The 21,887-nt window shown below is 31.4% G+C and carries 9 protein-coding genes and 1 pseudogene; all 10 read right to left on the bottom strand.

The window, feature by feature from the left end; genetic code table 11:
- Positions 1-4: 4 nt before the first annotated feature.
- Positions 5-1,345, bottom strand: a complete 1,341-nt coding sequence (locus DWZ69_RS08150) for a hypothetical protein (RefSeq protein ID WP_147364269.1) — start codon at positions 1,343-1,345, stop codon at positions 5-7.
- An 88-nt stretch (positions 1,346-1,433) separates the two neighbouring features.
- Positions 1,434-1,754, bottom strand: coding sequence for a hypothetical protein (locus DWZ69_RS08145; protein WP_158573371.1), 321 nt, complete (start codon positions 1,752-1,754; stop codon positions 1,434-1,436).
- A gap of 431 nt (positions 1,755-2,185) precedes the next feature.
- Complete coding sequence (gene thrH, locus DWZ69_RS08140) at positions 2,186-2,785, bottom strand: bifunctional phosphoserine phosphatase/homoserine phosphotransferase ThrH (RefSeq protein ID WP_117999720.1); 600 nt, start codon at positions 2,783-2,785, stop codon at positions 2,186-2,188.
- Between the two features lie 102 nt (positions 2,786-2,887).
- Positions 2,888-3,985, bottom strand: coding sequence for an HNH endonuclease domain-containing protein (locus DWZ69_RS08135; RefSeq protein ID WP_118436674.1), 1,098 nt, complete (start codon positions 3,983-3,985; stop codon positions 2,888-2,890).
- A 58-nt stretch (positions 3,986-4,043) separates the two neighbouring features.
- Positions 4,044-4,644: pseudogene (locus DWZ69_RS08130) on the bottom strand (C-terminal helicase domain-containing protein); the annotation flags it as partial.
- Positions 4,645-4,660: 16 nt separating this feature from the next.
- Positions 4,661-4,912, bottom strand: coding sequence for a hypothetical protein (locus DWZ69_RS08125; RefSeq protein ID WP_117999718.1), 252 nt, complete (start codon positions 4,910-4,912; stop codon positions 4,661-4,663).
- A 342-nt stretch (positions 4,913-5,254) separates the two neighbouring features.
- Positions 5,255-5,827 carry a hypothetical protein gene (locus tag DWZ69_RS08120; protein ID WP_117999717.1) on the bottom strand — a complete coding sequence of 191 codons (573 nt, stop codon included), beginning with the start codon at positions 5,825-5,827 and terminating at the stop codon, positions 5,255-5,257.
- A gap of 221 nt (positions 5,828-6,048) precedes the next feature.
- Positions 6,049-12,462: an InlB B-repeat-containing protein gene (locus DWZ69_RS08115; protein WP_118436673.1), complete on the bottom strand. Its 6,414-nt coding sequence runs from the start codon at positions 12,460-12,462 to the stop codon at positions 6,049-6,051.
- Positions 12,463-12,472: 10 nt separating this feature from the next.
- Positions 12,473-20,356 (bottom strand): hypothetical protein, encoded by a 7,884-nt coding sequence (locus DWZ69_RS08110; RefSeq protein WP_118436671.1) that lies wholly within the window; start codon positions 20,354-20,356, stop codon positions 12,473-12,475.
- Between the two features lie 248 nt (positions 20,357-20,604).
- Complete coding sequence (locus DWZ69_RS12385) at positions 20,605-21,876, bottom strand: helix-turn-helix domain-containing protein (protein ID WP_117999713.1); 1,272 nt, start codon at positions 21,874-21,876, stop codon at positions 20,605-20,607.
- Positions 21,877-21,887: the final 11 nt, after the last annotated feature.

Here is a 21,887-nt window from a genome sequence, read left to right as displayed (position 1 = left end):
TTTCTTATGGTCCCTGAATATTAATCATGCCATCTCCGTCACATCCCCAATAATAATTTAGTTGAGTATCTGACCACTCAATTAAAACATCATAAAGATGCGAAACCTGATATCTGTGTTCATATAAAAATTGAACCGGATTATTTTTTATTGTATCAAAATCTGTGTTTTCGTCTTCTAGTACATATAAATTGAACTTTTCAATATATGGTAGCAAATCCGGATTAAATGTGTCATTTACAATCATTTCTTTAGCTTTTTCTAATCGTCTGATAAATTTTATCCACATTGCAAATGGTAAATGATTTTCAGTAAGATTATACCTATCATAAATGTAGGGATAAACATCCTTAACGAATGGAAGAATAAAACTAGCTGTTTCTTCCTCAATTTTCAAGGATGATATATGCGATGCCATTACACATTCAGGAACTACATTAAATACTATTTCTGATTCATAGTACCCAAATCCACTATATCTAATGTCAAATATTTCTCTTCTCTGCCACTTTGTTATGTTCACACTTTTAGCCAGACGGTCCCCTGGATTTTTATACTTATACACCATTTCTGTAAAACACATTCTATTTATTATGTCTTCTTTTTCAATTTTTCTACACTGTTCTATCCATTTAATAGCATTGTATGTGCTCATTCTACGAAGAAGTGCAACACTTTCCTTTCCATTTTCTACAAACCCTATCATATTTGCATGTTCTTTGTATCCCTCAAAAAGAAATGATATTGTATAATCCGTTCCGCAAACTTTAAATGTTCTGTCTTCACATTCCAGCGTTTCATCTTCAGTCAACGCTGACAATAGGCATTCATAAAACCACTTTGTACGTTCTGCAAAGATCACACCTTTTATTCTGTATACTGTAATAACAAATGCACTTTGATTTTCCTCATTTGCCGAAAAAATTTTGTTATAACGCCATAGTGCTCTTGTATTTTTTAATATTGTCTCTTTTAAAGTCTTTTCTCGCAGTTTTTGAGTAATAAAAGCATCGTCAACCAAATTTTTATAATATGTTTTATCTCTTTCCACGTCATACAAAGCCAATTTATTTTTGGCAGCTATGTATTCCAACGCAGGAAGTACTTCCTGAACCACTGAAAATGCAGTTGAAATATAAAGATATGGCATTTGCTTATATTTCTTCGGTGGATATTTAATTATAATTTGACATTTATCTCCCAACATATTTTGAATCTGTGCTTTAATGTTTCGTACATCAAATTCCTTCAAATATCTATACGCACCATTGTCATTCCACTCTTTTTCAGAATCACGACTTATAGCCATGTTTATGTATTCTACAACCATAGTTTCGTTACTCACAGCAATTTTATCATATATATATTCTATATCTCATAACTCCCCCTTTCTGTTGCAGTATCCACTGATAATCTTATTTCCTCTTTCAAATTTATATTAATGCTAATGCTAAAACATATCCAATAATTGCTATAATAATTGAAAACAATATTAATGATTTTCCTAAGTCATTCTCGTCTTTTCCTATGTATATTACCCCTAAAATAATACCTACCAATGGGAGAAGAAATGAAATAACGTATAAAACCATATTTGAATTTTCTCCGCATTCGTCTTTTTCTGTACTTACTTCATCATTATAATAATCTTTCTCCCTAAATACATAACCACAATATCCACATTTTATATTTGTTGATATGTTTTCTCCATCCCATTTAGGGCAACGAAACTTTTCTGGTCTCTGACTTATCACATATTCATTCACCATTTTCTCACTATTACTCTTAAGTACTTTTAAGCGTTCCTCTAATTCTTCAATTTAGTCTTCGCTGTACAAATTTCTCTGCTCTGATAATTCCAATTCAATTTGATTAATACTAAGATCAAATAATTCTTCTTTTGTCATTTTTCCTCCGTTTTGTTGTATAAGGTATCATATCTCCATCGACTACTTAACTGGTAAAATCTTATTTTATTATATACTAGATTTTAACATAGCACCACACTATGATTCATTTCATAGTATAGCACGTGTATTTTCTATATAATAAATTTTTATTTAACAAAAGCTGTGAGTTTTAGAACATATAGGCATTTCCAAACATCGTTGTCAATACTTTATATGTACCACTTAACCCACAGCTTCTATGTATCTATTCACTTAAAAAATATTCTGCTATTTCATTATAATGCTTTCTTAATTGCATCCATTAATTCGTCATATGTTTCAAATGCCGGAAGTTCAGGATATTCTTTCTTAATTTCTTCTGTACTTCTGAATAAGAATCCTGCCTTGCTTGCCTTAATCATGCCAAGGTCATTGTGGCTGTCACCGCTGGCAATTGTATCATAGCCGATTGACTGTAATGCCTTAACTGTTGTAAGTTTTGAATTTTCTATTCTCATCTTAAATCCTGTAATTTCGCCATCATCAGCAACTTCTAATGAGTTACAGAAAATTGTAGGATAACCTAACTTCTTCATTAAAGGTCCTGCAAACTGTGTAAATGTATCACTGATAATAATTACCTGAGTCATTTCTCTTAATTCATCTAAGAACTTCTTTGCTCCTGGCATTGGATCAATCTTTGCGATTGTTTCCTGAATTTCCTTAAGACCTAATCCATGTTCTTTTAAAATATTTATTCTATAATTCATAAGCTTATCGTAATCAGGCTCATCTCTTGTTGTTCTCTTAAGTTCACTTATTCCTGTTTCCTCTGCAAATGCAATCCAAATTTCAGGTACTAATACTCCCTCTAAATCTAAACATACAATGTTCATTTCTCATTTCTCCTATCTGTTTATAAAAAAGTTTAAGGCACGCTGTACCGCTGACATTGTACCATAATTTCATTATTTTGTCTAAAATGCCAAATGTAATCTCTAACTCCACTCATCAAATCCACAAAGCTTTGCTGAATCATACACTGGCTTTAATATATTACATAATCTTTCACTAAATTGTTCCAAATCTAATCCATCTGCATATAAACTGCTTCTTACTTCCTGACTATTAATGTGACGTTCTGCACATTTTTCAAATTGCTTTCTGGCAGTATCGTATGTATGACAAATTGTATAAGCCTTATATTCAAGCACTGCCAGTTCCTTATAATAGTCATCCCAATTTGGCAGTTTGTTTCCTTTTTTACTGTTTATACTTGGTGTAGTTGGACTTAAATTCCACAATTCATCATGTGCCACATACTGCCATGGTACAAAATGATCAATGGACATTTTTTCGTTTTGCATATTTATGTTTCCATATATATCTTTAATAGTTGGGTTTAGCGTTATAATTGTCTTCCAATATTCAGTAACTTTCGCTAAATCACGTTTTTCCGGCCTTTTAAGTTTATCCGATATTCCCGGAACATTTGGATTCCTAGCCTGAAGATAATTTATAAGATTAAAATAAACCCAGTCTGTGAGAATTTCCTTATTTCTAACCAAATACTCTACCCATTCATCACTTATTTCAATAACCGTTTTTAATTTATTAAATTCCTTAAAATAATACAATAAATGCTTCTGTTGATTTATCTCATTAATTTTCTTTTCGCCTAAATCTTTAATATTAGAATAAAAAGGACTTTGTAAACGATAGGGAACGTTACGAATCAAATCTCGTTTATGTTTTATTATTGTCTTATCGTCATTATTTTCCAAAAATTTTAAAATATCTTTTTCCTTTGCGGTAGGTGGAATATTGTATGTTGAAGAAATATATTTTACTACTTCTTCCAAATTGTCTGTCACATTACATGGTCCAAGGGTTAAATTAAATTCTGTAACCATATACCACGCACGCTTTATCATTCCATTTAACAGGTCATTATATGTAAATGCTGTCTTCTCAAAAGAAACTGCATCTAAAATCGCAAGCGTCCAAAAATATTTATAACAATTTGTTACTCTCTTTCGGTCAAGTATACGGCTTAAATGCCCTATATCTAAATATTCACTATCCGGTAATTTCATATTCCATTCCTTTCTTGTTGTTTAGGCACAAATGGCAATGAAAATTTCTATTTTTACTTTATCCCAAAAGTTCCAACAGTTCTTCCTTATTAAAACTTGCATTTCCTATGCCTTCTCCACCAAGAACTTTATCTGCCAATTGCTGCTTTCTTTCCTGTAAATTTACAATTTTTTCTTCTATTGTTCCTTTTGTTATTAATTTATAAACATTCACAACATTCTTTTGTCCAATACGGTGTGCTCTGTCCGTTGCCTGATTTTGTACAGCAACATTCCACCATGGATCATAATGAATTACAATATCTGCAGAAGTTAGGTTTAGACCTGTTCCTCCTGCCTTAAGAGAAATGCAAAATACAGACACATCATCCTGATTAAACTGCTCAACCATTTGCGCTCTCTTCTCCTTTTTAGTAGCTCCTGTTAATGTGTAAAAGCTTATTTTTTCTTTCGCCAATCTTTTTTGGAGATTTTCAAGCATTGATGTGAACTGTGAAAAAAGCAAAATTTTATGTCCGTTTTCCACTGCGTTTTTTATCAAATCAATACACATATCAGACTTTGGCCGATTCCCCTTTATATTTGTCAAATAAAATTGACGGGTCACAGCACAACTGGCGAAGCTTTGTTAATTCTGAAAGTATCTGGATTTTACTTGTGTTAAATTCCGCATCGTCAGTTTTCTCTAGCATCATTTTCATTCTTTTTACCAGATTCCTTAATAATCTTATGTCTCTCTTCTACATTTCCTGACGCAATTTTCACTATCAGATTAGGTGCAAATTTTTCAAATTCATTTTTCCAGTTATAAACAAGAGATGCCGGACACTCACATTCTGAAAACACGATAAATTCGTCATCTATTCCTACAGTTGCCTGGTAAATATTCCTACCACTTCCTCTTACATCCCCTTTTACGTTTATCAAACCACTTTCTTCATCCTTTTCAATGTCAATACTTAAAACTTTTCCAATATTATATAAATCTCTTCCTCTTTGAAAAATCTATCGTTAGTACATTTCTTAATTTCATTAAGATCTATCATTTTATCCTCATCCTATATTCAACGTTATTTAAGCATTTTTATAATGCTTTTGTTTATAAATTTCCTTCAAATACTCTATTGCTACTTCCGGAGCCATTCTATTAATTTATGCATAATATTATCTCCTTATATAACATTTGCTATAATTTATATCATAGCAAATGCTATATTTGAAATCTATTATCCCCTCTACTTGCTACGTTGCACTAATTAACCTAAAGAATTATTTTTTTACAAACCAATATTCTTTGTTTACTTCTCCTTCTTTATCAACACTGCAGATTTTTATTCCATAATCTACTACCTTTTTCTTAATGTTCTTTTCATATTTGTACTGATATTTTTTCCCTGTTACATCTTCGAACTCTAATTTTTCCCCAGACTCAATATCCTCCAAAACTCTCGTAAATGAATCTATTCCATAGATTGTCATGCCCTCAAGGTCCCATGGCATTTTATCTCCACTTCTGCACAAAGAATAAGTATTTGTATTGTCATTAAAAGTATTTATTACAGGATATTTAATTTGCTTATTTGGTAAACTAATAAAGCCAACTACGACCTTATTATCTACAGTTATAAAAGTATTTCGGTCCATTTTAGGGATTTTCTTTTTTATACTTACAATTTCATTTTCTGCTGCCTTTTCCAATTTTTTTGCTCTTTTTCTGTCTCCTGTTCCATTTTCAACTACAGTAAAAAGTACAACAATTATTATAAATAAAATACCTATTGTAAAATACTTAATTTTTTTATTATTTCGATATTTTTTCAAAAATTTATTTATCTTGCTCATATTAAATCTCCAATATATTTTTTTATATTTTGTTTATTGAATTTTACTTATTATTTTTCGCTTATTTTTTTACCTATTATTCTTTTTTATAATTTTATTATTCCTCATAATTAAACTGGTATTAATTTATCACAAATCTATTATAGCATTAAGTGTCTCTAAGAGTTCACAACTTTTAGAGACACTTAACATTTTTAACAATATGGTATTTATTTCTTCAGTTACTTAACCTTCATTGTCTTTTTAACAAAGCCAATCTTTTTATTAAGTTTCTTTTTGTATTTTTTTCTGACTTTCTTTGGTACTTTAAATACTGCTTTTTTACTAATTCTCTTAAATGCATTTTTGCCTATCTTCGGTACTTTAGTAGATTTAAACTTAATATTTTTTAATTTCTTTTTCTTGTAAAAAGCTTTCGCTGCTATAACTGAAACATTTTTTCCTATTAAAACACTTGTTAACTTCTTACAATTCTTACATACATTTGCTCCAATTGCTGTAACCTTATATGTTTTTCCTTTCAATTTTATGCTATCAGGAATAACAAGCTTTGTTGTATTTTTATTTGTGCTTCCAATGTATGTAACTGTGTTAGTTGAAGTTACTCTATACTTATTCTTTCCTATTGTATGAGTACTTCCTATTTTTACCTGTTGTTTATCTGTAGGAGTTACATTTCCTCCTGAAGATGAATTTTTCCATATTGCATATAATGTAATATTAGAACTAATATAAAATTTATCTCCCGGCATATAGGTTGTTCCTGTTCCGTCCTTTTTGGTATTCCAGGATACAAAAGTTTTTCCCGAATATGTAAATCCACACTTTGGAACTAATACAGAATCATATTTTTCATAAGGACTGTTAGGATCTGTCATAGCTCCCTTTCCACCATTAGCATTATAAACAATTTTATATCCATTTTTCTCGGTTTGTCCCTGTATTTCCGCACCATATGTAAATGATGCTGACAATGCTGCTCCATTTAACAGAACAAGTCTTCCTTCAACAAAACCATGACTGCCGTTTTTTATAGTCAACTTATTCCCTGCGATTTCTGAACTTCCTAAAACGCTTTCCACATTCCACTGAACATTGTCCATATCATTTAAAATAATATAGTTGTCATTATTTGTTATAGCCTTCAACTGAACTTCCACAGACGTATCTCCCTTTTCATTAAGGAAAAGATTTTTATTTGAATAGGAAACCCACTCTTTATCTGTGTTATCAGTTGTATCTGCACTTAATGCCACATCAATGTCTTTTACATTTCCCATTCCATTGTTGTAAACTTCACATTGTGCCTTTGTAGAATTTCCGATTTCGTCACTTACAATTATTTCAACATTCTTCTTGTAATAACCACTGCCAATATTTACATCAAATGAGAAATCACCTTCTTCATTTATTTTTGCATTTAAGTCTTTTAATGTTTTCTGTCTTATTACCGGCTCATTGTTAATATTTACGGTAATATATGCATCTTCCTCTGTGATTCCGCTAACATTTAATGTTCCATTTTCATCAAAACCTGAGCCATTAGTTGGTGATTTAAGAAGTAAAGTTGGAGCAGTTGTATCCACATTAAATACAAAAGATTCATTAAATCCATCTCCATTCTCGTTCTTACCATATATATTAATTGTATGGTCACCATCTGATATATTGGTTAATTCAACTGGTATTGATTTTGTTTTTGTAAATGTTCCTGTTTTTGTTTCATCCCCATCAAGTGTCCATGTTCCAGTTACGTCCATATCTGATAAAGCAACAAAATTAATGTTTGACGAATCATATGTATCATACATTACTGTTTTTTCTGTTACATTTCCATTTTCATCTTTAACATTTTCTACTCTTCCAACCTGGTATTTCTTTTGGTTAGCACTAAGAGTTAAAGTTGCTTTGTTAGGTTCATTTAAAGTAATGTCATTAGAAAATGTTTCTTCACCATAAATTAATCCTGTTACATTATTATTTTCGTCAACTACTTTATTGAATGGTGTAGCAGAAATTATATATTTACCATTTGCTTTTAAACCATTTTTCTTAACAACATTTTTTCCTTTTGTATCTTCAGTACTACTGTCACTACTTCCACCTAAAATTGCATAAATTTCGTTATTCTGATTTTTAGTTGCTGAAACACTGTAATCTGACAATTCAGTTTTTTCACCCTTTTCGTTTACTTCATATACTTTAAACAATGCTCCTGCACATTTATCGTCTTTTGAATCAACAGATGCTTTTAATTGTAGATCACCAGCATTCATTGCAGTAATATTAGTAATTTTTTCCGGTTGTGTCTGATTTTTATATTCAAATGTACCCTTTGTATTTACAATTCCTGTAGTAACATCCTCCTTACTATATACCGCTCTTATGTAATACTTACCTGCAGTAAGTGTTTCAGGTAAATTAATTGTTGCTGTTTTCTTTGCAATTTCTCCTTTGGTAAGTGAAGCAACTAATGTTCCTCCATCCTTTTCAATATCTGTATTATTTGTAACGTAGATATCCATTTTTTCTAATTCAGACATATTAGCATTTCCGTCCCAGTTAATTGTCACTTTATTATCAGTGTTGGAATACTCTGTTTTCTCCATGCTTATATCGTTCACTTCAGGAAGTGGATCAACTGCATATAATATAAGCTCTGATGCTTCTTTAGTATTTACCTTATACATTTTGTTATAAAGATTTCTGTCGGTAAATGAAACTACAATTGTTCCCTGCTTTTTATCCTTGTCATAAGAGAAATTTGCATTTGCATCTTCGTTTTCAACATCGCTTTTTGAATTATCATAATATTTCAAAGCAATCTCTTTATCATTGGAATCCTTAATTGAAAATACCTCTTTAGCTTCTTCTGCCTGTTCTAAACTCTCGCTGCTAAATGATACACTCAACACCTGTGCACCACCGTCTTCATAACTTCCTAATGTGAAATCATGATATTTTTTTGTAATGTCAGAATGAAGGTTTGAATTGGCATTTCCGCTGTCATCTGCTAAGAGATTTCCACTGTCTGATGAAGATAATTCTCTTATGTTTGAGCCAAGACTCATATAAAGAGTATCTTTCTTATTCTCATCATAACCTACAGGATACCATGTTCTTCCATTTATATCTTTTGTTCCCGCTTCCTCTAAATATTGAGGATATGTTGGTTCAACATTAGCCTGAGAACCAAAGGATAAATCTCCACCATATACATAACATATTCCTGTTGAAAATCCTAACACTTTAAGTGCTCCCCATATACGTGTTGTATTAAGACCAAGTGCTGCATTTCCTACCTCAATTCCTCCTATTAGTGGAATAGCATCAGGAATTTTAATGCCAGCCTTAGCATAAGCTTCAAAAGCTTCTTCTGCACCTGTACTTGTATCTACCACTATATAGCCTTTTCCTTCTATTATTCCCAAATACTCTATGCTACACTGCACTAGCATTTTGTAATAAGGTATCCAGTCAACTTGAATATTTGCATAATCCATTAATACTATGTTTGTATTTGAAACCTTTAAATCTGAAATTTTCACTCCAAATCCTGTAAGTTCCAAAGATAAATCTGCTCTCGCGTCTAATGCCTGAAATAGTCCAAAGTTTACACTTAAAAGTAACCTAATCGGTGGAACTTCACTGGCACAAAACAATGTATCATACATATTTTCAAAGCCACCACCGCCACCCATTAGCCAGCTGACTCCTACTGAATCTAAATTTATTCCAGGCTTTATTCCCTGAATATAAAAATATAAATTGTCAACTATAGGTACATTATTATGACTTTTAAAACCAAGTTTAACTTCAAGTGTAATTGATTTAAGGAAAGAAGCATTTCCTTCAACGCTAAATGACCAGTTATTAATTGTATTTACTTCTAATTTTCCCACAATATTAGGCATGGAATCTGTATACCCGGGAACTTCTATTTCAGCATCAAAATTAACCCCAATAAATCCCTGATTCATTCCATAAAGGACATTCTTTACCTGAACTGTTCCCTTTGTTTTCTCTTTATCTTTTTTATTTTTTGCAATAGCTCCTGATGTTCCGGTTTTCTTACTATATGTTTTATTCCATTCACTTCTAAGATCTGATGCTTTGGCTCCTGTGTCAGAAAATACGTCCGACCCTGCTGCTTTATCGTCATTTGTCACTGCATTTCTTTTTGATACAGGTATAAGGAAGCTTAAATCGAGACTTGCCGAAAAAGACATTACAAAACCTTTAGCTTCGTCTTCCTTTACATCTGCTGCATTTTCCTCATCAGTATCATACATCATTCCAAGTCTTGCAAATGATAAATTAAATGCCATTCCTGCAATTGTCATTAATCCATTTAACGCAGTTGGATATACCAGTGTAATAACCTGATCCTCAAAATCTTCTAATTCTTCTCCATTTGTATTATATGGTACAAGACTATATTCTTCTCCATTCACGATAGAAGTAAAACCTGCATTTCCTTTATATATTCTTGTATTTTCCACCGATGCATTTAACGTAACATCATCAAAATCTGTATTAATTTCTCCATCTTTTTTTGTTAATGTAATTGTACCGTCAAGAGCATCAATACATCCATTTATAACAATCTTGTCTTTATCTCCATCCAAAGACTTTGCTACATACTTTACATTTTCACCATCTTCACCTTTATCGTAAGTATCATCTTTTATAAAGTCCCCTTTAAATAAAAGTAATACTTCCTCATATTTACTTTTATTTTTCTCATACTCTGTCTCATCAGAAAATGATTCTATGTTGTACTTTGCACTGTCACCTTTTGTATTTTTTTCCTGAACCACAGCTAATAACCCATAGTAGTCATTTCTATATTTAATGTCATCTGACATTACTATTGAAAGAGCATCCCCTGTAGTTTTTTTATCTACACCTGCAGGTGGTTCAATCCAATCAAAAACCAACTTGTATGTTCCAGGTTTCATTTTTTCATTAAATAGAACATCTATTTTATTTTCTTCTCCATATACGGTTATGTTTGAAGAAGGAATTTTATATTCCGTATCTTCTCCCTTAGCATAAAGAGTGTATCTGCTTTTATCCTCAAGCATTGAAAAATTCTTTCCCGTAATATATAAATGTCTTGATAAATCATTATACAAAATCTTTGGAGATGCACTATTAAATGTTATTTCCGGTAACTTACCGTTACCTCCCGGACATAGTACATATGTGGACCCTTCATATAACATATTTTCATACAAAAGATTCGAATCTGTTTTACTTGTAATTTTGTATACTCTAAATGTTATTTTTCTATAGGTTGCTGAAGTATCTACATCCGCTTTGAAATAAAACGGAATATTAATATTTGTACCTTTTTTGAAATCTACATAAGAACATCTGTAAGGCTTGGCATAGCTTGTCTCGTAAGACAATTTTTGCTGATGTTCATCTAATGGTGTTAAACCTTCAGACGCATACGCTGCAACAACCACCTCGTCATAATTTTCCTTGTCAGATATATTTTTTAAAGATGTCTGTATATTAAATATTCCATCTTCTTTATATTTACCATTTGTATCTTTGTTACAATTAGACACATAATTTTTTCCATTGGTTGATAAGCTTAATGTTGCCGGCGCTGTTATGTTAAACGCAACTGTATTGATTTCCGGTTTAACCTTCTCATTGGAAAAAACACCATAATATGTATTTACAATTCCTTGTTTACCTGCATTAACTGTACCTAAATCATAGTACATTGCCATAGCACTATCCGCAGTTCCATATTGATCATTTCCTTCATTTGTAAAATCCAATGATTCATTTGGTGCAAAATCAAAATCTGTTGCTGCAATGGAATTCCAATGTGCAAAGGCAATTTGCTTTAGCATTCCCTTTGATGAAATAACAGTACTTGCTGTTGCCTGTGGATTTTTTAAATCATCATATGCATAAAATGTTGCAGGAATCTCTTCCCCTTTAATTACACATTCCTTTTCAATTGTATTACTACTATAAGATGTGTCCGGTAGTTCATAATATGCAAAATCCTGATTTCCAATTGCTGAATCTAACAGCATTCTTGCTTCTATGCTTACATTATCTGTTCCGTTATTTTTTACATTGTATGTAATGCATACCATTCCATGCTCATTTGATCCGGAATTTGCCAGTTCCAGACGCTGGGTGAATTCTAAATCACCCAGTGTCCACTTTGCTGATAATCCAGTTTTATCCTTTAACACTGTAACCTTACTTGTTTCGATTCCTTCATATGAGTAATCCTCTCCAAAAATGTATACAGCAGTTTTACCATTTCTTGTTATCTTAAAAGATGTAAATGATGTATCATAATCGTCACTGTGATACAATAATTCCTTATTATTGTCAGATTTTATTGTCTTATCACCTTCTACATTTGATATGTAAAATCCACCATTCTCACCTGACATTTGAACAGATGTATATTCATTTTCCAAAGATAAAATCTGACTGCTTATCTGAAATCCATTACTCTCCTTTGACGTAGTTTCGCTTAATGGGCTTTTAGCTGCTGCCATATAATCTGCTGGAATTGCAGTTATTACTAACGCCAATGAAAGTACTAAACAGATAATGCTTTTAGCTATTTTTTTAGTAATAATATTTCCCATCTTTGTCCTCCTATTTTCCTATGAAGAGATATGTTAGATATGACTCTTTATTTTGCGTAACAACATACAGTGTATAGAAACCTATATCTAAGTCTTTTAATTTTCCATTTTTAGATACTTTGGCGTTTTTCATTGAGCCTGCTTTTCTAATTCCTTTTTTGTAGTAAACCTTAAAAGATTCACCACTTCGCTTAGACTTTTCAAGAGTAATATCCACATTGTTGTCAAATAAAATTGTAGTATCACATGATTGTGTTAACTCTCCATTTACCCTAACTTTCAAGTTCGCAGAACTTATAACCTTTACATATCTGTTTACTGTTCGTTTATTTCCAACACTATCTGTCAGGACATATTCCACTTCATAAATGCCTTGGTTATTTAACTGTTTTTCACTTAACATATTTTTAACAGTTACTGTTGGTGCCTTATCTATGTTATCCCATAAAACAAATGTACTATCATCTAATAATTCTTCCTCAAGTTCCTTTGAAGTTGTTCCCTGAGATACATTTAACACCGTTTTGTTAAATTGAATATTAGGTGCCTGATCATCTACATATTTAACTTGTAGTAATTTGTATGAAACAAGTCCTGCCTGATCTGTTGCCTTTACCTGATAGCTTCCATTTTTACTAATCGGTAAAGTAATCCAATCTAACTCATCACCAACTAATTTTCCATCATTATTAGAATCTACCGGTGCTTTCACACTGTAATCTTTGCCTTGGAAGGTAATTGTTCCTTTTTCAGACATTGTTACTTTAACTTTACAGTTTTGTGGTGAAACATAATCTTCAGGTATTCCCACTGCATATACGCTTGGTGGTGTTTCATCTATTGAATCCACAGTAACATTCTTAGTTGTAATATTACCTGCCATATCAGTAAATGAAATTTCATATGTTCCATTACTCTTTACTGTTAAAGGTATATCTGTATTTGCTCCGTATGTTGTATCATGGTCGCATCCTGTTACAAGAACTTTTTCGTTTGATTTGTAAACGAATTTGACTTTATTGTTTTCACTTGTTTTTGTAACAGTTACCTGTGGAGCTTCCTTATCAACTATTCCCTGAAGATCAATATCTGTCAATTCATTGCTCATACCATTAGGTGACGTTGCTACCACCTTGACTATTCCTGGAACTTTTTCCTTAAATTCTACTTTAGCTTTTCTTCCTCCAAGTTCTATAAGAGTTGAAGAAAAACTACCATCATCTAAGATCCAGGAACTATCTTTTTTATAATATACCTTAATCTCTGACACAGTCTTATTAAAATCTAATGCTAAAGTTACTGAAACTCTAACAGGTTCTGTTGGTGCTATTTTTTCATATAATTTTCCATCCTTTGTATAACATGGACTCCATGAAGACACCTTAATTTTCGGTGCATCACTATCAATTTCCGTAACATTAGTTGTTACAGTAGTTTTGTTTCCACTTTTATCCTTGAATGTTGTGTTGTAACTTCCGTTATTATTTACATCCATATAGTAATAATAACCTTCGTCATCTAATCCCATTTTTAATCCATTCGTTATGGGCAGAATTGTTCCATTTTGATTTTTTGTATCCGTATTATCATCTGTATAGAATTGAAGTCGCATTTGTGTAAAGCTCTTTCCAACTTTTTTTACTGTAACCTTAGGCTTTTCTTTATCAAACTTAGTTGCACTAAAGCTATGGGCAACTTTGTTACCAGCCTCATCTACAGCCACTACAGTAATTCCACATTCCTCCGTAATCACTATGCTATTATCAATCTCCGATACTTTAACTCCACTTATATTTTGCGACATACTATTATATGAAATTTCATCTATTGATTGATTTAATCCATTAAGAACAACAATTTTTGATTTACTTACATCAAACAAAGTATACTTTATTTGATATCCTCCTGTATAACCAATATCTTTAGAAATTTCTTCAAATGTATCACTTAACGGATTCCACGAGGTTTTATACTCTGACATTCCATCATATACAGCATATATTTCCGCCGATACCTTTGGTGCTTCGATATCAGTTATTTGTTCCCCATCTTCAGGTATTGGTGTTTCGTAATCTGTTAAAATCAATTCATCCGGTAACTTTACTGTAATTGGTTCTCCTGAATTTCCACATTCATCTGCATACTCAAATGTATAATTTCTTTCTGTTCTATTTGAATGTTTAAATGTGTGCTTAAGCTCTTTTCCATTTATTCCGTATATTTCCTCAGTTGGTGATGAAATATATACTTCAACATCATTGTTTGTAGAAAGTGATAACAATTCTTCAGTATTTAATTCTTTCCCTTCTATAATATCTCCTGTTTCTTTAAATACCCATGTTACTTCCACATCGTCTGGTGCTTTCTTATCAATATTTCCAACTGAAACATTATACTCAACTGTTTTTTCTTCAGCAGCACCCTTAACAGTAAGATTAAATGTTACGGTATCATTAGCACTGAATTCAACAATTGCTTTTGACTTATTCTTATTCCATGTTACCGTATAGTTATCACTTTTCTCCTGACTCTCTTTAAGCGTCAATTCCGAATTCTTATCCACTCCCGTAATTGTTGCTACTACATTCTGATTTGTTTTTGACAATGTGCTATATTCTATATTGGCAGCATAATCGCCAAAGAAATCCTTAACTTCAATTTTTTCTGTATATTTATTATTGTAAACGTCCACATATTCAATATCATATGTTCCATCCTTACATATACCGAAATAATCCTTTAATACAATTCCTTTTAAATCTGCTCCCTCAAAATAATGCTCCATTCCCTCTCCTCTTGTTATTGGAAAACGATCCATCATATCCATTGTTCCATATAACTCTTGAGGAACATCATTCCCATTTATTTTTGTTACTCTTACCTTTCCGGTAAATTGAACATAAATTGCTTCTCCTTCCGGCTCACTTTCTACACTTTTAATTTTAGGAACATTGTTAAGTCCATAAAACTCTTCGCCATCAGTAGTTAATTCTTTTTCCATTTCGTGTCCGACTTCATCAATAACATTAATTATTACTCTATGATTAATCTTTTCTCTCAAAGATTTACTACTATCAATGTCATCATTCATTTGAATATACATATATATATAGTACCCACCATCAGTTTCCGGGCCATAAGACACCTGTATATTATTTATTCCTGTCCCTTCCAGTTCAGTTCTACCTATATATGCGCCTGCATACCCATCACCATAATCCCACTTATCTGTAGCATTAACAGTAAAAGCATCCTTATCATCTACTGCAATTTCAATTTGAGCATTGTTAAGCGGCTTGTCATCTTTTACATCAACCTCTAAAACTGCATTTTCTAAATATCCTTCATCTTCATCGGCGCCTTCATATGATTGGAATTTTGCCGGAGATATAGATTTAAATGATGCCACCGGTGTTCGACAGTCTATATTTTCAATATAGAACTGTGTATAAGCTAAGTTGCCGTACCCATCTATCGCATAATATAGATGTCTGCCATTTTGTATGTATTCAAAAGTCCGTTGACTAATCGGGTTCACTTTTGACTCATCACCTTTGAAATCTGTTTCATACAACGAAACATCCTTTGTTACAAGCTCACTTCCCATATTCACAACTCTTGCTTCCATCTTTTCAACAACACTAGTGTTTTTATCAACATCAATGTCAAGGGTTGGAGCTTTTGTATGATACATAATTTCTACTTCATGTACACTTGATTTATTACCACCTATATTCATAATCCTATAAGAAATAGTATTAGAGCCTTCAAATACCGGAATTTCACATTTTTCATCAGAATTATCTAATGCATAAAACTCTTGCGCTGTTTCTATATTTTTAACTTTTGCAGCATCAATAGGTTTTACTGTTATTGTCATAGTGTTGTTATTGTTGTTAAATTCTTCAAATTTAAACCATTTAGCTTTATTCTCATTTGAAGAATCGCCAGTCCACACCTTAATCCAATAATCATTTAAGTCTTCATTTGTCATTTCATTTACTGCTAATTCTATTGTTCTGTCATATGAAATAACTTTATTATCATCTGTATCTGTATAACAATTTCCAAGATATAATGTGTCTGTATCGTAAGCATCCTTTGTGTTTAATGTATAATCATTTTTTCTCTTATCTTCTAATGTTCTCGAGAAATTATAATCACCTGTTTTTTCAAAACCTTCATATGGAGGACGTTCAGTATTTTCGTACTCGTCTTTTGCTGTAAAATTAATTTTTGTAGATACACTATTAATACCAAAAGCTTCTGTCATTTTATCTGAATAATCATAAACAAATATATTGTCGTATTCAGCCGTTGAAACCATCTCTGTTTTGCCTTCTTCAGCATAATTTGCCAGTGATACTTTTAACACATATTTTCCATTTGCTAATTTCAAATCTTCCGGAATTTCGATGTTTTCTGTTGTTACCCCCTCAGTAACCTCCCACTGATAAACAATATATCCATCTACATTTTCCAGTCGTATATATGAATTTTTTGAACTGTAATTTATATTTTCTGTGGAAAAATCTTTAGTCCTTATATTAGATATTTTAATATCAAACCCGGCACCTTCTAGAGAAGATAAATACTCCGCTTTATTATCCTCAGGATTATAATTAATGTAATCCTCTTTGTTTACCTGTTTACCATAATTATCTTTTGGATTAATATCTATTTTATTTGTATCACCATCATAAGTTATAAAATCATTTGCAGATACATCCTTTAACTTTGACAGACCGTATTCATCGGGCATCATAGTAAATTCATCACTTATTAAACTTCCTTTTGATGAATCAAAATTTATAATATTTCCATTTTCAGAAAAAGCTGATGCCTTAAATCCTGTGCCTGCTAATACTCTAACTTTTCCATAATACATATTTCCTGATATTGCAAGGAATCTATCTCTGTATTTTTTGTCTGACTGTTGGTTAATATTAAATTCCTTTGTTATCGTATATGTACTTCCACTTTTTTCTATTTTTCCATAACTCCATTTGTTTACTTCTGTATCTGAAAATTCAGAATTAAATGGAAGTTTTTTATTATCTAGATACTCCTCCTCCTTTGATGCAATTTGAGAAGCCTGTCCTGAATTATCCCTTATGAAATAATTTTCCGGATTCAGTGGATCTTCAATTACCACAAACATACTCACATCATTATTACTTGATGTAAATGGGCCATTTACAACTAATGATGATTTTTTGTTAGAAATATTACCGGGAACTGAAACCTGAAGTGTTGGCATTGTCATATCTATATTTGCTACTACTAATTTTTCACTTACGGTCTGATTTCCTGTTATATCACTGGCGCATACATATAATCCTGCATTATAAATCTGATTTTGTGAAATGTTTTCTGTGTTAATTGTAGCAACACACTCAATTACTTTACCATTACTTTCTTTTATGTTCTTTACATTTTCTGCCTGAAGAAGTTTGTATGATTCTACAGATGGAACTTCATTTCCCTCTTTAACCCAAATATATTTGATGTTATTAGTGTCAATTCCTCCTTCATCTTTTATTCTTACCTTTGCTTCCTGGTAAGCTGTATTGTCAGAATTCTCCTTTAACGTAATTCCCTCATAAGCTAAAGTTGGATTAATTTTATCTTTTGGTTCATATTCAAAATTCGTTATTTTAGTTATGCTGTTTTCATTTACATCTGCAGATGTCATCTCTATATTCAATCCTGAACTCATGTCACTGTAATCTACATTGTCAATAAATTTTATATATAAATATACATAACTTGTTTTACCTGTAAGAGAGAATGTTGTATTTCTTTCATCAGTTCCATCTAATGCCAACTCTCTGTTTGATTTACCGTTTCTAAAAGTTTTCTTCGATAAATCCCTGTTTGATATTTCTTTAAGCGATAATATGTATTGAAAATCTGAAACTGTGCTTGATTTCAAGTCAACACTTATAGAACCTTTTCCGCCAATTACTCCTGAGGCAAAAGGAAATAAATTACTTCCACTTTGTGTATCTACATCTGTTGTGTTAAATACAACTCTATACACTTCTCCTTCTGTCTCACATCTTGCCATTGAATATTTTTTTGAAGAATCAATCTCCTCATCTCCGATTCTAATAACTGGTGACTCATTATCTAAAAAATACTCTGTTCCCGTATTTGATCTTAAATCTCCAATTTCTGTTAAACTATTATCTGAATAGTCCTTTAACATATTTTTATTTTCAATGTCTGTTACCGTTATTTTGTATTCTGATTTTTCACTGCCTTTTGATATGGGTTTTATTGACATATTTTTGTCTATTGTAACCTGATTAAATTCAATTGTTGTTGTTTCTCCATAAGAAATACTCTTAACTGTAGTTGTTATCTGACTTCCATTTGAATTATATACATTTAACTTTGCCTTAATTTTAGAATAATCCCCACTGGCAATTGTTTTTATGTTTTCATCAAGTACAACTTTCGTATGTAATTTTGTTCCATTTTTTAAATAGTTATTGGCATTGTCGTTGTTGCTGTCTTTTTTCTGATTTGTTGAAAATATTACATTTTTAATTCCAGGATTAACCGCATCAAGATATGTTCTGTAAATACCTACACCTTTCTTATATGCTGAGTCTACCCTAAAGCTGCTAACATCTACTGGATTTCCTGCAATATCTGTAATTGCACATGTTGTTTTCTTTATATTACTTTCAACTTTTGTTTTATCATTTACTCCACTTTCAAGCTTTTTCATTGTTCCACTTGAATATGAAAGTGTATTCCCCTTATTATCCAAAAATACTCTATCAAACTTATTGTTCTTATTAGCAGAAGATGTAACTACAAAACTTTTCTGATTATTAATATCTGCAAGTCCTGATATAAAAAAGTCTGTTTTGTAGTTTTCATTATCAATTTTCATTGTTGCAGGAACCCTATAAGAAAAAATGGCTTCATCATTTTTCAAACTTATTAAGTCAGCATATATCTGTGTAACTTCTTTTGTATTTTTTTTGCCTAATGCCAAACCTAATTTAATTCCCGTTGATTGTTTACTAGTGTCATTATTATCTGCAAGTCTTACATATTCACTAAATTTTACCTTTGCATAGATTGTCTGACCTGCTTTAAAATATTTTGTTGCTGTATCTGTGTTCTGCGCTGATGTAATTGTTATTTTTGAAATAGTTGGTGCCTTTGTATCCTTTAATGCTATAGATACATTTTCTACATATGCACCACTACAATTCTCACAGCCTTTTCTGGCAGTCATATATACCGCTAACTGGTTTTTATATCCTTTGTCCGGATTCATTGTATTCCAATAATCGTTTCCACCTATAGTTGAATAGTCTGAATTATTGTTTGATTCAAATAGTTTACCGCTAAACCAATCATTATTACTTCCCAAAGGGTATCCAAAAATAACCTTGCAATATTGTTTTATTTTGTTCCAATGTCTTTTGGTACTTCTATGATTATGGTTTTTAACATTTGCAGAAATGCTTTGTTGAATTTGTCCTTTCTTAGCTAAATCATACAGTCCTGAATATTTTTCGTCTTTTAAACTTGCTCTGTAAGATTTTCCTTTATCACCATGACGATTTTGATATGTAAGTCCCAACATATTTACATTATTAAAAGCGCTACCGTTTTTGGAGTCTTCTGCTAATGAATTGGTTCTTAATAAAGCTTTATATACATTATCACCATAATTTCCAGACAACATATCACTGCATAATAGAGATACTCCAATTTTTTTGGGAGCATATGTAACTGCTGCATTTACATTTAATGCACCCTTAAAAAAATTCATTGCCGGAATACTTGTTATAATCATTGCCGTCGCTAAAACTGTACTTAGAATTTTTTTACCTTTTCTCATTGTCACTAATTTGTGTTTTAACATAATCCTTTCTCCTTCCCTTTTACAATATATTTATAATTTACGTTTCTTACTAAGGTATAATTTTCTAATTAAATTATAAATTAAGTAACTATTTTCCGCATCGTACATTTTTTCAAAAAAATGGACATTTTTCTCTGTTTAATTCCATAATTTCAAAATTAATTTGAAATAAAAAATGGAAAAACATTAAAAAATGTCCATTCTATTAGTAGTACTTTTTCTACTACATTTATACAATATTCTGTTTTCTATCTTAGCATGAAATCTTTAAGCTGTTTTCTATTTGTTATATTTAATTTACTAAATACACATGTTAAATGTTGTTTTACAGTTCTTGTAGTAATATCCAAATGTTCAGCAATTTCCTTATTTGTCCATCCTCTATTAGCAAGCATTGCTATAGTAAACTCTGTGGTTGTTAAGTTATCTGCAACATCTTCATTTGTATCAGGATTATGAATTCTTCTCCAGCCGGCACTAAATTTATATGTAATATCAATTATTCTTGCATAGTCATCGGGATGTTCTTTCTTCATACAAGTCTCTATAAGTCCCTGCAAAAGTCCATGATGCTCTCCTATGCCTTCTATTAAATCATCTGGTTTTGAAATTTCCCATGCTTTCATAAAATACTCTTTTGCTTTTTCTTTTTCCATCATATTCATGCAGTCCATTGCCGCAACTAAATTTAAATATATAAAAGCTATTGGATATATTTTATCTGAAGTCATAATACATGCCTGTACTATCCCAAGTGACCTTTCATATTCTTTGTTAAGATATGTCTTATGCGCTAAAACATAAGCTCCCCACAACTGCATTCCTTTAGTAAATTCATTAAGATACTCTGACAATGGTGGAATATTTCCTACAGGTAAATGAAGCAATGTATGAGCAGCTGAAGCTACAAACACACAGCATGCACGGGTCTTTTTATCAATTTCCATTGACATTGCTTTCTCTAAATATTCTCTTAACCGATTTAATCCTATTCTAGCAGAATTTATCCTATCTAAAGATAAATTTGCAAAAGTGTATATAAGACTTGCAGAAAGTTTTAACATTATGTCTTCATGATTTAAATACATTTCTGAATATTTTACGGCTTTTTCATGCTGTCCACTAAAGTAGTAATATTCTGCATATGCCATTTCTTTTTGTGGAACATCTTCAATACTTTCTATAAACTCTAAGCATTTTCCAAGTTGAAATGAAGAGCTCATAAGTAACATCGGTATGCGTACAACCTCTTTATTTTGTGGGTTATAATCTATATGCACATTTCCTTTGTTTTCGTTTTCTTTTTTTTCTGTAAGGCCTAAAATATAATCTGCTGACACTCCAAATTCTTTTGTTAATCCAATAAGAATTTCGCTGCTTATGGTTTTAGTCTCTTCATTAACTATTCGACTAATCTGAGATGGAGTTACATTTAATCGCCTTGCCAATTCGCGCCTTGTAATTCCTTTTTCATTACATAAGGACATAATTATTTGTGCTGAAGTTTTATGTGATTCCATAGTTTTCTCTC

The sequence above is a fragment of the Eubacterium sp. AF34-35BH genome (assembly GCF_003477765.1).
In the GTDB taxonomy this organism is placed as follows: domain Bacteria; phylum Bacillota; class Clostridia; order Lachnospirales; family Lachnospiraceae; genus Eubacterium_G.
This window is presented reverse-complemented; position numbering and strand designations above follow the sequence as displayed.

Coding starts and splice junctions, on each gene's coding strand:
- thrH (WP_117999720.1), bottom strand. CDS start 2,785: ATGAACATTGTATGTTTAGATTTAGAGGGAGTATTAGTACCTGAAATT.
- DWZ69_RS08135 (WP_118436674.1), bottom strand. CDS start 3,985: ATGAAATTACCGGATAGTGAATATTTAGATATAGGGCATTTAAGCCGT.
- DWZ69_RS08120 (WP_117999717.1), bottom strand. CDS start 5,827: ATGAGCAAGATAAATAAATTTTTGAAAAAATATCGAAATAATAAAAAA.
- DWZ69_RS08115 (WP_118436673.1), bottom strand. CDS start 12,462: ATGGGAAATATTATTACTAAAAAAATAGCTAAAAGCATTATCTGTTTA.
- DWZ69_RS08110 (WP_118436671.1), bottom strand. CDS start 20,356: ATGTTAAAACACAAATTAGTGACAATGAGAAAAGGTAAAAAAATTCTA.
- DWZ69_RS12385 (WP_117999713.1), bottom strand. CDS start 21,876: ATGGAATCACATAAAACTTCAGCACAAATAATTATGTCCTTATGTAAT.